A 13,870-nucleotide genomic window follows, 5' to 3' on the forward strand; every position below is an offset into this window, starting at 1 on the left:
GCGGCTTCGGGCTGCTGCCGCGCCGCCGAGATGTCGCGCGATGATGAGCGGTGGCCGGAGATCGTAGCGGGAGGGCTGGTGCTGGCCGTCGCGATGCGCATGCGGAAGCGGTTCATGACCGTGATGCTCGAACGTACATAACAGGTTAAGCCGTATACCGCACCAACTCATCGTCTTCGTGGCGTGCGATCATACCGTCAGTCACCAGCCATTCGAGGTGGGCAATCGTTTCGGCAACTGCAAAACGCGCCTCGTGGGGAGTGAAGCGTTCGACGGCAAAGACTTGCTGTGCGACGGCAAAGGCCGTTTCTGCTCCATTGCGCACCGCTTCCAGCATCGCGGCCAGCCGCTCGTGGTGATGCGCTTGCAATTCGGCTACCCGCTCGGCCCACCCTGTGATCGTCTTGCCATGGCCGGGCAGGGCCAGCTCAACCTCAAGCGTCGCCAATTCGTTCAGCGAGGCCAAATATTTGCGCAACGGATCAGGCTCGCTTTCCGGCCAGACGCCGATGTGCGGCGTGATCTTGAGCAACACTTGATCGCCGACCAGCGCTAGCCGGTCATCGGGGGCGTAAAATACTAACTGGCCATCGCTGTGGCCGGGGGCGTGGATCGCTAGAAAGCGCCGCTCTCCCATTGTGAGCCATGTACCCGCCGGCAGCGGCGTGAGTGGCGGATAAGGCCGGGTGGCAGCGCGCAAGGCTGCGATTGCACCGACTACCTGTTGCACGAGATCGGCGGGCATGCCGTGACGGAGAAAATGGCGTAAACTAGGATCATCATGGTCGGCGCGGTGCATCCACACCTCTTCGGCCAATTCGATCTCGCGCGGCGCGAGCAGCACTCGTGCCCCCGAACGCTCATGCAGCCAACCGGCCATGCCGAAATGGTCGGGGTGAAAATGGGTGAGCACGATGGTGTGAATCTGGCGCGGTTCGAGGTCAAGCTCGGCGAAGGCTGCTTGCCAACCGGCTTCGCCGGCAGGGGTGTGCAAACCGGTATCGATCACTGTCCAGCCCTGCGCATCGCGCAGCAAATAGACGTTAACATGGTTGAGGGCGAAGGGGAGCGGCAAGCGTAACTGGTACAGATTAGCGAGCAGTGTGGTGATCATACAGCAGTCCCTGTGTAATGGCGCGACGCGCTGGCGAACAGCTATCTGCATTATAATACCGCGAGGATGTAGACAATACCACATTTGATGTATGGAACATTTTGAGCCAACGTACACCAACCAACCGCCGGCATGGCGCTTGCCGGCAATCATCGGCGGCATTGTGCTACTGGCCGGCGTGCTCGCTTTCGTCATCACCGGAACCGGTGCGCCGGCACCGGCTGCCACTCCGACGGTTGCGCCAACCGTTGAGGCGGCGGCTGGCCACGGCGATTTCAGCAACAGCCTGCCTGCGCCGGTAATTTCGGTAGCTGATGCGCAACGGCGCTGGCAAGCCGGTCAGGTAATTTTTGTTGATATGCGGTCAGGCGACGCCTACAAAGCCGCGCATTTGCCCGGCGCACTCAGTTTGGCCTCGCCCGATCTCAACCAGCGGCTGGCGGCCTTGCCTTCCGGCTGGGTCATCATCACCTACAGCGATGCCAGCCGGCCAGAGGCGGGCCAACGTGGCGCGCAGATCTTCCGTGATCTTGGCTACGGGCCGGTCGCTGCGCTTGAAGGCGGGATTGAAGCGTGGCAGGCGGCGAACCTGCCAGTGGAGCGACCATGATTGATTTGCACATTCATACCAACGCTACCCCCCACCATGCGACGTGGACACCGGTGGCATTGGCGGTGGCGGCGGCGGCCCGCGGTCTGACGATGATTGCAGTGACCGACCACAATACGACGGCGAATGTGATTACCACCGCGATGGCCGGGATGCACTACGGGGTGCAGGTGGTAAGCGGGGTTGAGATTGATAGCGCGTTTAATGGCAAGCTCTGGCATACGCTGGTGTATGGGGTTGATCCTGAGGCGCCGGCCCTGCTCGATCTGTGCGCTGAGGTCGTGAATCGCAATGCGTCCGATGCGGCGCAATTGCTGCGTGATCTGGCGGCAGCCGGCTTTCGACTGCCCAATCTCGGCGATCGTGACCGCCCGCCCACGGTGGCCGATGTCGCACTGACGTTGGCACGCCACAATGACTTGCCCGGACGGGTGGCCGGTGAGGGTGATGAAGAGGCTGGGATGCGCTTCATCCTGACCCATTTTGCTGCGGCGTACCGTCCGTTGAGTGTTGACGAGATCATCAGCGTTGCGCACGATCTCGGCGGGTTGGCCGTGTTGGCGCATCCGGGTCGTGATAAAGGTATCTATGCAATTCCCGCTACCGAGGACGACATTGCGGCCTTGGCCGCAGCAGGTCTCGATGGCATCGAGGTTTACTACCCAACCCACGATGCTGCCACGCGCGAATGGTTGTTGGCTGTCGCAGCTCGCTATAGTCTGCTTGTGTCGGGTGGGAGCGACTCGCACCATCCTCATCAAGCCTTGGCAACGTGGCCGGCCAAGGATTTGACGATGGTGAGCCGGCTGCGACGGTAATTCTATCGCCAAGAGTGCGACAGCATTTAGATCAGGCGTGTTGTAGGGGGAGGTTGCGGTGGGTTAGTAGGAAGCAGTAGCCCCGTATCCCTCTGCTGCGTGTCTTCGCGATAACAAGAATCCATGTCCCTAGCGAACGACGAAGCCTACAGAGATATACGTTCCGCCAAAGCAGAAGATTGCTTCGGGCGTGTTGCTCCCTCGCCATAACAACAGGACGCGCCGCTTTCGTGTCCTTATGGTCTTTGCGCTAGACTGGAGCGACGCGGGCATCGTTGCCTGACAACAGAAGACTGTTGCGGGCGGGTGCTCCCTCTGCTCGAACCGTGTGCATCCGTCTCATCTAGGTGTATTTGTGCCCCATATTCCCTTGCCGTAGCGCCGAGCATGCGCTCAGAATGGTTGAGGTTGCAGTCATGATAAATATTCAGTCGTTCGTTGATCGACTTCCAGCTCACCACCAAGCTGAAGTGGCTGAACTTGCCGCCCAGTATGGCGTGCCGCGCTATCGCCACGTCGTGCTCGCCGATGGCACATTCGATCCGCTAATCAAAACCGATCGGGTCGGTGAAGTTGGGATGGTCGTGCGCCGGCGCAATGGTGGCATCTTGGTCGCGCGCAAAACCTATTATCCGCCAGCAATTTTCCGGCTATTGACCGGTGGCGTTGGGCCGGCTGAATCTATTGCGACGGCACTCGCGCGCGAAGTCGCCGAAGAGACGAGCCTTACCGTGCAGATCAGCCGGTTTTTGAGCGTTATCACCTACGAAGTGCCGCATCCAACGTCGCACCGGTTTGTCAGTTACGTGTTTCTGCTCGATGAAGTAGGCGGCACGTTGCAGGTTGCCGACCCGGACGAGCAAGTTGCTGAGATGCGAACCGTATTGCCGGGCGAATTGCCGGGATTGGCTGTGCGGTTGCGCCAACTGCCTGATTGTAGTGATCTGGCGATTAGGGGTAATTGGGCCCGTTGGGGCCAATTTCGCGCCGTGATGCACGAAGAAGTGGGTGTGTTGTTGGCCTCTGGCACTTGACAGGCCGGCCCTTCCATGTAATACTGCACACAATTGTTAAGATTTGTGTAGATTTGTGAGGGAATGGCATGCTGCAAACAAGTGGTCTCTGGTTGGCTCTCGCCACCTTTCTTAGCATCTGGTGGGGGCACGTTGGCGTGCGTTGGCTTGAAGCGAAGAGCGTCGATATTCGGCCACCAATGGTTGCGTTGATCATCGCCGGTCTCATCCTCAACGTTGCTGCTCTCTTCGCGCCGAATGTCACCATCGGTGGCGTGTGCAGCGTGGTTGGGATTGCGCTATGGTGGGATGCGTTTGAGCTAGTGCGGCAAGATCGGCGGGTGCGCCACGGTCATGCGCCGGCTAACCCCAGCAATCCGCGTCATGCCCGTTATCTGGCCGAAGGGAAAGCAACGCTCCACGATCCACTCGATCGTGAACCATCTGATCCGATGGTAGATACGCAACCATCGGCACACCGTGAACCAGAAGTAGCCTAGTGTGCAAGTAGATGAATCGACCATACCATCGAGGTGTATCATGATGTGGGAAGGCTTAGCAATCGGCTTGTTCAGCCTTGGTATTATTGGTTTCGGTTTCTTCTGGGTTATCCGCATGGAATATTATCTCGGCTACTTATGGTGGCCGTACCCTATGCTGTTTGGCATTGGCATTGTTGTTCTGTCGCTGTTCGTCATGGATTCCGGCTGGTCAGCACTGCTCGGTGTAACCGGCGCTTCCTTCATCTGGGGTGCGACCGAACTGAAGGAGCAAGCGGTCCGTGCCGAATTGGGTTGGTTCCGGCGTAACCCGCATCCGAAGCCGTTGCCACCGTTTGCTGCTCTTATTCGCAAAATCAAAGCTCCACATTTGTGATTGTAAAGACGCAGAGGGGTAAAGGGGCAAAGATTCTTAACGCAAGGAGGCAGAGAACGCGAAGGGCGCGGAGAATCTTAACGTAAAGGCGCAGAGGACGCAACGGATTTGGGATGGTTGTTATCCCACTGCGTCCTCTGCGTTCTTTGCAGTAAGATAGCTGGCAGCCTCCTCTACGACGGTAGGCTTATAGTGCCTTTGCATTTGTTCAATGGAGCAGGTATCATCGACAACATGACCGAGCTTGCCGCCCAGAAAGCTGCTTTGCGCGCCGAAATGATTGCACGCCGCGATGCGCTGCCCGATCGTGATCGGCGCAGTGCGCAGATTTGCGCCTTGGTGCAGCAACTACCGGCATTTCTGGCAGCGACAGCCATTCATTGCTATGTGCCGATGCGATCTGAGGTTGATACGAGATCGCTGATCGCGGCGGCGCTGGCTGCCGGCAAAGCGGTGGCCGTGCCGATCGTGGCCGGTCAGCACCGGCTGGAGCATAGCTGGATCGATAGCCTTACCGAAACCGAATGGGTGCGTGGCCGGTTTGGCACGCTCCAGCCGCGCCAAATCCGCCCGGCTCAACCCGGCGCGTGGTCGTTGACCATCGTGCCCCTGCTGGCGTTCGATCGCGAGCTGTACCGGCTTGGGTATGGCGGTGGGTTTTACGATGCGTTGCTGGCCTCTGCACCTGCTATCGCGGTCGGCGTCGCTTTTGCCGTACAAGAAGTGGCGCACGTGCCCCGCGAGCCGCATGATATTCGGCTTGATATGGTTGTCTGCGAGGATGGGGTCAGAAGAGTATAGCAGGGTCAGCGCAGCGCTCTGCCCTGCTGGCCGGTAGCGGATTCTTATCTGGCGCTGGTTCCTACTCTGCGGTATGATAAGAAGGAGAGGATTCAGTTTCCGTTTGCGTCGCTTGTTGATTAACCCCGATGGCATTCCACGGAAATAGATGCCTTGCCTCGCCTGTCTTTGGCAGCGATCGTAATCGGCTGCTGTTTGTAATGTCTAAGGAGTCTTGAATCATGCGCGCCACCGATTTGCCGATGATTATTCAGGGTGGTATGGGCGCCGCCGTTTCTGATTGGCGGTTGGCGCGGGCCGTTGCCGCTTGCGGTCAGCTCGGTGTTGTTTCCGGCACCGGCATTGATACCATTCTCATCCGGCGCTTGCAAGATGGCGACCCTGATGGCGTAATGCGGCGGGCTATGGCGCATTTTCCCATCCCCGGCGTAGCCGAGCGGGTGCTTGAAGCCTATTTCCGGCCTGAAGGTCGGGCGCCTGATGAGCCGTATACGTTGCTGCCGATGTACAACCTGAAGGTGAGTAAAGAGCGGCAACAAGTGGCGATGTTAGCAGCGTTTGTCGAGGTTTGGCTGGCCAAAGAGGGGCATGATCGCCCAATTGGGATGAATTTGCTAACTAAAATTCAGTTGCCCAATTTGGCCTTGCTCTATGGAGCGTTGTTGGCCGGGGTTGACGTGATTATCATGGGCGCCGGTATTCCACGCGAAATCCCAGCGGCGCTCGATGCGTTGGCGGCTAACCAGCCGGCGCGCCTGACGGCAGAGATTGAGGGTGACGATGGCGCACCGCCAACGTACATTACCTTCGAGCCGGCGGAGCATTGGCCGGGTGAGCCGCCGGCGTTGCGCCGGCCACTGTTTTTGCCGATTGTAGCCAGTGTGACGTTGGCGACGATGTTTGCGCGCAAGATTGCCGGCGTCGATGGTTTGGTGATCGAGGGCCCAACTGCCGGCGGGCACAATGCGCCGCCACGGGGCGAGTTGCAACTGAACGAACGTGGCGAGCCGATCTATGGGCCGCGCGATCTGGTTGACCCAGCCAAGATTGCTGCACTTGGCCTACCGTTTTGGCTGGCCGGCGGCACGGCTTCGCCGGAAGGGTTGGCGGCGGCACGGGCCGCCGGCGCAATGGGTATTCAGGTGGGCACGCTCTTTGCCTTCTGCACCGATTCGGGCTTGGCTGATCCGCTGCGCCGTTCAGTACTCGCAGCGGCTGCCCGTAATGCAGTTGATGTCTTCACCGATCCGCGCGCTTCGCCGACCGGCTATCCGTTCAAGGTGGTGCGTTGGGAGGCCGACCCGGCGCAAGGCGTGCCGCGCCAGCGGATCTGTGATCTTGGCTATTTGCGCACGATGTATCGCACACCGAAGGGAACCATCGGCTATCGTTGTGCCAGCGAACCAATTGCGACCTTCGTCAAGAAGGGCGGTGATCTGGCCGAGACCGAAGGCCGACGCTGTTTGTGCAATGCGCTGATGTCCAATATTGGGGTGGGGCAGGCGCGCACCGATATTGGCGTTGAGCCACCGCTGTTGACGAGTGGCGATGATCTGGTGCGGCTGCGCACGATCTTCGATTTGACGCAGGGCTATTCGGCGGCTGATGTGATCGCCTACTTGCTGGGCGAGCGTTCGGCAATGGTCGTGCTGCCGGAGGCGCAACCGGCAGAGACCGTGGCACAGTAGAGTGAACACGGCAACGCCGGATGTTTTCTACCGCGCCCACGACAAGCCCGCATCGGCGTTGATGGTGAAATTGGTTGAAATGCGGCGTGGTGAGTCAATCTGCAATCCTTTATCAGTAATCGTCACGCCGGCCAGATAGAGGTCAAACCCGCGCCCCCCCGGTGGAATGGCGAGAAAGGCAAGCATCGCGCCGTCGGGCGAAAAGACCGGTGCGCGGGCAGTACCGAGGTCGGTCAAGCGCACCGCCGATCCACCAGTAACCGACATGGCGTAGAGATCACTTCCCCCGTTAATGCCGACGGCGAACACCAGCCAGCGCCCGTCGGGGCTCAAGGCCGGATCGTATGCTGGAACCGGCGCTCCCGGTAAGGGGGCAGCTTGGCCGCCGGCAATCTGGTACAGTTGTTGTTGCCCGTCACTGCCTAGTGGGGTACGCACCGCGATCAGATCGCCCGATGGCAACACGGCAATGCGGCCCAGATGGGCATTTGCGTCGGCGAAGATAGGTTGGCGCTGGCCGGTTAGGTCATAACGAAAGATAGCCAGCGGCGCATCGGCTGGCGGATCACCCACCGGCGGCGCGCCTTGGGCCGCGGCGAGCAACCCGCTGCCATCGGGCAACCACGTTGGGTATAGCGCCCACATCGCGGCGTAGACCCGCTCGAGGCTGCCGGGGGGCGCAGCCGGGTCGTTGCGGGTGAGTTGGGCAATGGGAACACCCGCACGATCAGCAACGAGCACATCACTGGCGCCGGCTCGCGGCACAACGTAGGCGATCCGTTCGCCAGCATGATCAAACACGGCGTGGGTTGCCGGCGGTGCAATGACTTGGCGGGCCGTGCGTCCTTCCCACAACCAGATACCGCCGCTGTGGCTAAACAAGAGCCTTCCGGGCAGTTCGTCGCCGCGCAGGGTCGCCGGTGCGGTCGGCGATACTGGCGCGGCTGGTGTGGCGCAGGCGGTAACGAGGAGCAGAAGCAGGATCAGGAAGCGATTCATAAATAGTCGACAAATAACCTTTTACTCTTCTACGCGGCGGCGGCGCAGCCACGCCAGCAGGCGTTGCGGCCACCGGCGCGCGCTTGGCGGCGGCTGCTGGATCAGGTCGTCGGGCAGATCGGGCGGTAAGAGCGCACGCAAGGCCGCTGGCGCCACTGAAAAGCGCATAGGTGTCGTCCCAATGGGATCGCCGTCGACCTGTACCGGCAAGGGTGGGCGTGTGATGACCTCGATCGTATGCACGCGGTAGTAGGAAATGTCGGGATTGAGGCTGAAGCGACGGCGTAAGATCGCGATCAGATGGCCGATCGCATTAATTCCGTTATCACCCTTAATCACGCACACATCGAGCAAGCCGTCATCAATGCTGGCGCGGTGGGTAATCTTGACCAAGCCGCCGTACAGTTGCGAATTACCGACCACAATCATCAACACCCGCGCCTTGATCGGGCGACCGTCAAGCAAGATGCGGGCGCGAGTGCCGCGAATCCGCATCACCTCTTTGATGCCGTGCACCACGTATGCCAAAGCGCCAAACCGACGCTTTTCGTCGGGGCGGACATTCGCCGTAATTGCGGCGTCAAACCCAATCCCGGCCATCAACAGAAAGTAGCGATCGCCGGCGCGGCCCAAATCAATCGTGCGCGGCGACCATGCCAGCATCGTTTGTGCAGCGGCGCGAGGTTGAAGGGGTAAACCCAATTCGCGCGCCCAAACATTCATGGTGCCCAGCGGCAACGTGGCTAACATCGTCTGGCTACCGACAAGGCCATTTACAACCTCATTGATTGTACCATCGCCGCCGGCGGCCACCACTAACTCGTAGCCATTGGCAGCGGCTTGCCGGGCAAGGCAGCGGCCATCACCGGGGCCATTGGTCGGCTGCAGATCAACCACCCATCCCTGTTCTCGCCAGACCTGAGCGGCCGCCTCAAGTTCGGCTTCTAACTGTCCGGCATGGCCAGCAGTTGGGTTAAAGACAATCAATGTGCGCATGCAAGTTGGCTCTCTGTATATCAGGCTATGGTCAGTATAGCAGAATCTATGCGCAGCGTATTGCCAGCCGGCAACGCATGGTACAATAGGCGGGCGAAGGAGGAGGATGTCGATGAGTCAGTTGCAGCTAGAACCAATCTCGCCAGCGCCTGAGGAACCGGCCCCGCTGATGATAGCCGGGCTGCGCAGCACCGATGATGATGAGCGTGAATGCCCAGTCTGTCAGGCGCAGATGCGCCTCTGGGCCGGATTTTATCGCTGCCAGCACTGTGGCTTTAAGGAGAGCTGCTGTTTCTGAATTGACACGCCGCCGTCTTTCCAGTACCATAACCGCTACGCAGGCGGCGATCAACGACCGGGCAGACGCATGAACCAGTATGTAGCGCAATTTCTCGCTTATCTAGCCGATGAACGCAAAATGTCGGCCAATACAACCGCAGCGTATCGTACCGATCTCGATCAGTTGTGCAGCTTCTTGCAGGATCGCGGTATCGAACGCTGGGCCGATGTTGACGCCGAGGTGATGATGGCCTTTGTGCTCAACCTCAAAGAGAAAAAGTACGCCAACTCGACGGTTGCGCGCCGGCTGGCGGCAGTAAAGTCGTTTTTCGCCTTTTTGCGCGAACGAAACGTCATCAGCCACGATCCAGCCGAACAACTCGACGCGCCGCGCGTCGATCGCTTTCCGCCGCGGGCAATCTCCCAGCATCAGGTTGATGAACTGCTGGAGTTGCCGCTGCAAAATGGCACACCCGAAGGGTTGCGCGATAGAGCGATGCTTGAGGTGTTGTACGCAACGGGGATGCGGGTAAGTGAGTTGGTCGCGCTAAATGTAGATGATGTCGCCTTTGATGCTAAAACCGTGCGCTGCTTGGGCCGGCAAGGCCGCGAACGAACGGTTCCATTGAGCGATCCGGCAGTGACGGCGCTGGAAGAGTATCTCGATATCGCGCGTCCTCAGTTGGCCCGCCAGACGAGCGGTAATGATGAAGCGCTCTTCCTCAATCATCGCGGTAAGCGGTTGACCCGTCAAGGCTTTTGGCTCATTCTCAAGAGTTATGCCGAACAGGTGGGCATGCATGATTTGACGCCGCATATGTTGCGCCATTCCTTTGCTGCCCACCAGTTGCGCAGCGGGGTTGATTTGCGTGAGTTGCAGGAACGGTTGGGCCATGCCTCGATTGCGACTACGCAGATTTATACCCATCTGGCCGAAGAGACGCCGCCGTCGAATGCGGCCAATAACGGCCATGCTCCTCATACGTAGCGCCGCACGGCAGGGCAGTGTTCTTGCGGCTAGGCCGAGATGGCTCGCGTGAAGTGTTTGCGCGCCCTTCCGGCCTGTGCTATACTCGTTTGGTGGTGGCGATGAACCGGAGGAGGAAGACTCTAGTCTTGACAATTGTGTGCGATAGTGTATACCAGTCTCATGGAAAGCACCATGAGCACTGGTAAGGCGGCGAAGCTGCTCGGCGTGTCTGTCAAGACATTGCAGCGTTGGGAACGCGAAGGGCGCTTGATACCGGTGGCACAAACGGACCGCAATCGCCGTCTGTACACCGAAACACAGTTGCGTGAGTTCATTGGGTTGCGGCAGGCGGTAGCCGAGCCAACACGGATAGTAGCTTCCTGCCGTGTATCACGTGCGGCGCAGAAACCGGACTTGGCAAATCAGCGTAGGGTGCTGGAAGAGTTTGTGGTAGCGAAGGGGTTGGCGAACGTCGAGTTCGTCGAGGAAGAAGGCGGTGGGCTGAACTTCAAGCGCAAAAAGTTTTTGGCGCTGATGGGCGAAATTGGTCGGCGGGAAATCAAGACCCTGATCCTTGCCCACCGTGACCGGCGTACTCGCTTCGGTTTCGAGTGGTTTGAGCACGACGCACCATCCCACGGATGCGAGGTGCTGGTGCTCAATCAAGAGCGTCTCTCGCCAGAACAGGAAGTGGTGCAAGACCTAATGACCATCGTGCATTGCTTTTCGTCCAAGCTTTACGGATTGCGGAACTACCGGAAAACCCTGAACGAAGCGCTGAAACAGGATACAGCTCATGACGTATCGAATCGAATCGGACTTCCCGCTGGAAAGCGATTTGCTTCCCAAAGAGGCATTCACCCTACCTGCGCGAGAGGCCCCGGCGTTCAGGCCGGGGAGGGATAGCGCAGACCGCATCACGGTTGGTTGCATCGTAATATAGAAGTTTTCGGTCTATAATACGAATCATGAAGCTTACGCTGCAAACGCAACTGCTGCACCCGCCTGATCAGGTTTGCGTACTTGAGGCGACCACGCGCGCCTTCAACGCGGCGGCGGACTGGCTGGCAGGAGAAGCGTTTGCCCGAAAGACAGCCAACAAGATTGCGTTGCAAAAGCTGTTTTATCGAACCTTGCGCGCACGCTTCTCGCTCTCCGCACAGATGGCGGTGCGTTGCATTGCGCAGGTATGTGAGGCGTACAAGCGTGACAAGACCAAACGCCCCTGTTTCCGTCCGTTCGCGGCCATTCCCTACGACCAACGGCTGATGAGTTTCAAGGGGCTGGATCGTGTGTCGCTGCTGACGATTTCCGGCAGGATACTGGTGCCGTTCATCATGGGCAGCTACCAGTCCGAGCGATTTACCGCCGCCAAGGGACAGTTTGATCTCGTTCGCCGTAAAGACGGCAAATGGTTCCTGCTCGTGACTGTCGATTTGCCGGACGGCACCAAGATACCGGCAACCGACTTTATCGGCGTAGACTTGGGTGTAGCAAACATCGCCACGGACAGCGATGGAAGCCGATACTCCGGCGCCAGTGTCGAAGCCTGTCGCATTCGCAACCATGATCTGCGCCGCAGTCTCCAGAAGGCAGCAGTCGGACGAAAACGGCGTAGATTGCGTCCCAAGAATATACGCAGAAAGCTCAAATCCATTGCGGGACGCGAAGCGCGATTCCGCAAGGATATAAACCATGTGATTTCCAAATCGCTCGTTGCCAAGGCCAAAGGCACCGGACGTGGCATCGCTCTTGAAGACCTCAAGGGGATCCGCGACCGGACACGGTTTCGCAAGGCACAGCGGGCGAAGATGGGCGGTTGGGCCTTCCATCAGCTTCGCAGCTTCATTGAGTACAAGGCGAAGCGTGAAGGTGTCGAACTTGTTCTTGTCGATCCGAAAAACACCAGCCGGGAATGCCCGAGCTGCGGGCATATCGACAAGGCCAACCGCCCATCGCAAGCAGAGTTCCGCTGCGTGGCTTGTGGACATACAGGCCACGCGGATGTGAACGCGGCCCGGAACATCCGTTCTAGGGCTAGGGCGCTCGTCAACGCGCCTAAAGTCTCGGAACGGCACTTTGGTCTCCAAGCTGCCTAGTGCAGGGACAAGCTCCGCCCTTCAGGGCGGGGTGGTTGACGCGACACTACGAGAGTATATCTTCTGCCGTGGCAGCAGCCATTGAGGGCGTCGAAGACCCAGAAGATGCAGAATTCAGGGTCGTATGTGTCGAGACTGGCGCGATAGTCTGGCGTTCCACTGTCGAGAAATACGAGTAAGCCATGCACCTGACTCACAAGATCGCCCTTTGCCCAACACCAGAACAGGTGGACTACTTCAAGCGCGCCTGCGGTACGGCAAGGCGCGTCTGGAACTGGGCGCTGGATGAGTGGAACAAGCAATACGCGGCGGGCCGTAAGCCGAATGCGATGGCCCTGAAAGAGCAGTTCAACGCCATCAAATACAGCGATCCGCGGTGGCTCGATGAGAACGGTCGGCCTTGGCTGCGTGACATTCACCGGGATGCCCATGCGCAGCCATTGGCTAATCTGGCAAAAGCATGGGATCGGTTCTTCGCCGACATCAAGGCTGGAAAGCCGGCGCACGCCCCACAGTTCAAGAAGAAGGGTCGTTGCCGCGACAGTTTCTACGTGGCGAACGACAAGTTCAAGCTCGATGGCAAGACCATCCGCCTGCCCAAGATCGGCGACGTATTGATGACCGAAACGTTGCGCTTTTCGGGAAGAATCATGGGTGCGACGGTGTCGCGCACGGCAGAGCGTTGGTATGTCGCAATCCATGTCGGTGTGCCTGATGCGCAGTTTTACCGTAAAAGGACGGCGCATGGCACCGTCGGCGTTGATCTGGGCATCAAGTCGGCAGCTACGCTCTCCAGCGGTGAGGCTATCCCAGCTCCGAAGCCTCTCACATCAGCCTTGCGCAGGTTACGTATTCGCAGCAGGCGTTTGAGCCGTAAGGTCGAAGCGGCGAAGATAAATGCTGGTTTTGTGCCTGGGCAGCGACTGCCAAAAGGCACGCGGCTAGCGCTTTCGAACCATGGCAGGAAGTCCTCTGCGACATTGGCAAGACTACATGCTCGTATTGCCAATATCCGAGCGGACTTTGTCCACAAGCTCACGACTCGACTTTGCCGCGAAAACCAAGCGGTGGGGATCGAGGATTTGCACGTGAAGGGGATGCTGGCGAACGACAAACTCGCCCGCGCCATCAGTGATGTGGGCTTTGGCCTGTTCCGCTCGCAGATCGAATACAAGGCCAAACGCTACGGAACCCGGTTGATCGTCGCCGATCGCTGGTGTCCGAGCAGCCGCCTGTGCTCGGTCTGCGGTTATAAAATTGATGCGCTGGCCTTGAGCAACCGTGATTGGGACTGCCCGCAATGCGGTGCCCACCATGATCGCGACCTCAATGCCGCGCTGAATCTTCAACGGCTGGCAACCGCAACTGCCCTACCCGTGGCGAGTCCGTCCGGCAACGGCGGCACTGTGGGAGAGGGGGTCTCTCCGACAGTCGGGAAAGTAACGCCTGCCAGATACGAATGCGGTCTGCAAGACGCTTCGGGGCAGGAAAAGAATCGTGCGCAGGTTTGCGCACTTTTTTGATAGCAGTACGTCGCGATGAGCGTCCAGCGAGCCGGGGACGGTGCGAGCCCGGCGGCTCAGAATGGCGGAACGGCGCCGGGGAGC

General features: G+C 59.1%; 15 protein-coding genes. 12 read left to right on the plus strand and 3 right to left on the minus strand.

Annotated features, from left to right (window positions below):
* Positions 1–145: 145 nt before the first annotated feature.
* Positions 146–1,114 (minus strand): MBL fold metallo-hydrolase, encoded by a 969-nt coding sequence (locus Q1A59_RS11880; RefSeq protein WP_299645014.1) that lies wholly within the window; start codon positions 1,112–1,114, stop codon positions 146–148.
* Positions 1,115–1,205: 91 nt separating this feature from the next.
* Between Q1A59_RS11880 and Q1A59_RS11885 the strand changes: the two genes are divergently transcribed.
* The 7 genes from Q1A59_RS11885 to Q1A59_RS11915 all read left to right on the plus strand — a co-directional run bounded on the left by Q1A59_RS11885 (position 1,206) and on the right by Q1A59_RS11915 (position 6,920).
* Positions 1,206–1,724, plus strand: a complete 519-nt coding sequence (locus tag Q1A59_RS11885; RefSeq protein ID WP_298482722.1) for a rhodanese-like domain-containing protein — start codon at positions 1,206–1,208, stop codon at positions 1,722–1,724.
* A complete protein-coding gene (locus tag Q1A59_RS11890; RefSeq protein WP_298482724.1) occupies positions 1,721–2,542 on the plus strand; it encodes a PHP domain-containing protein in 822 nt (273 codons plus the stop codon). Before Q1A59_RS11885 ends, Q1A59_RS11890 begins: the two co-directional genes overlap by 4 nt.
* Positions 2,543–2,958: 416 nt before the next feature.
* Positions 2,959–3,576 (plus strand): NUDIX hydrolase, encoded by a 618-nt coding sequence (locus tag Q1A59_RS11895; protein WP_298482727.1) that lies wholly within the window; start codon positions 2,959–2,961, stop codon positions 3,574–3,576.
* A 68-nt stretch (positions 3,577–3,644) separates the two neighbouring features.
* On the plus strand, positions 3,645–4,055 hold the full coding sequence (locus Q1A59_RS11900; protein ID WP_298482729.1) for a DUF4491 family protein: 411 nt from the start codon (positions 3,645–3,647) through the stop codon (positions 4,053–4,055).
* 40 nt (positions 4,056–4,095) lie between these two features.
* A complete protein-coding gene (locus Q1A59_RS11905; protein WP_298482730.1) occupies positions 4,096–4,431 on the plus strand; it encodes a DUF4491 family protein in 336 nt (111 codons plus the stop codon).
* Positions 4,432–4,665: 234 nt separating this feature from the next.
* On the plus strand, positions 4,666–5,232 hold the full coding sequence (locus tag Q1A59_RS11910) for a 5-formyltetrahydrofolate cyclo-ligase (protein ID WP_298482732.1): 567 nt from the start codon (positions 4,666–4,668) through the stop codon (positions 5,230–5,232).
* A 221-nt stretch (positions 5,233–5,453) separates the two neighbouring features.
* Complete coding sequence (locus tag Q1A59_RS11915; RefSeq protein WP_299645015.1) at positions 5,454–6,920, plus strand: nitronate monooxygenase; 1,467 nt, start codon at positions 5,454–5,456, stop codon at positions 6,918–6,920.
* A gap of 27 nt (positions 6,921–6,947) precedes the next feature.
* Here the strand turns inward: Q1A59_RS11915 and Q1A59_RS11920 are convergent, their stop codons facing one another.
* Both Q1A59_RS11920 and Q1A59_RS11925 read right to left on the minus strand, forming a co-directional pair.
* Positions 6,948–7,919, minus strand: coding sequence for a hypothetical protein (locus Q1A59_RS11920; protein WP_298482737.1), 972 nt, complete (start codon positions 7,917–7,919; stop codon positions 6,948–6,950).
* A 21-nt stretch (positions 7,920–7,940) separates the two neighbouring features.
* The gene (locus tag Q1A59_RS11925; RefSeq protein ID WP_298482739.1) at positions 7,941–8,915 is read right to left on the minus strand and encodes a diacylglycerol kinase family protein; all 975 of its coding nucleotides are present in this window, start codon (positions 8,913–8,915) and stop codon (positions 7,941–7,943) included.
* A 112-nt stretch (positions 8,916–9,027) separates the two neighbouring features.
* On the opposite strand from Q1A59_RS11925, the gene Q1A59_RS11930 reads away from it, so the two are divergent.
* The 5 genes from Q1A59_RS11930 (at position 9,028) to Q1A59_RS11950 (ending at position 13,786) form a co-directional block, all read left to right on the plus strand.
* The gene (locus Q1A59_RS11930; protein WP_298482741.1) at positions 9,028–9,213 is read left to right on the plus strand and encodes a hypothetical protein; all 186 of its coding nucleotides are present in this window, start codon (positions 9,028–9,030) and stop codon (positions 9,211–9,213) included.
* Between the two features lie 69 nt (positions 9,214–9,282).
* A complete protein-coding gene (locus Q1A59_RS11935) occupies positions 9,283–10,182 on the plus strand; it encodes a site-specific tyrosine recombinase (protein ID WP_298482743.1) in 900 nt (299 codons plus the stop codon).
* A 162-nt stretch (positions 10,183–10,344) separates the two neighbouring features.
* Complete coding sequence (locus Q1A59_RS11940; protein ID WP_367280899.1) at positions 10,345–11,070, plus strand: IS607 family transposase; 726 nt, start codon at positions 10,345–10,347, stop codon at positions 11,068–11,070.
* A gap of 62 nt (positions 11,071–11,132) precedes the next feature.
* A complete protein-coding gene (locus Q1A59_RS11945) occupies positions 11,133–12,263 on the plus strand; it encodes a transposase (protein WP_298482747.1) in 1,131 nt (376 codons plus the stop codon).
* A 182-nt stretch (positions 12,264–12,445) separates the two neighbouring features.
* Positions 12,446–13,786: an RNA-guided endonuclease TnpB family protein gene (locus Q1A59_RS11950; RefSeq protein WP_299645017.1), complete on the plus strand. Its 1,341-nt coding sequence runs from the start codon at positions 12,446–12,448 to the stop codon at positions 13,784–13,786.
* The last annotated feature ends 84 nt before the right edge of the window (positions 13,787–13,870 follow it).

Source organism: uncultured Chloroflexus sp., from assembly GCF_937951745.1.
Taxonomy (GTDB): Bacteria; Chloroflexota; Chloroflexia; order Chloroflexales; family Chloroflexaceae; genus Chloroflexus.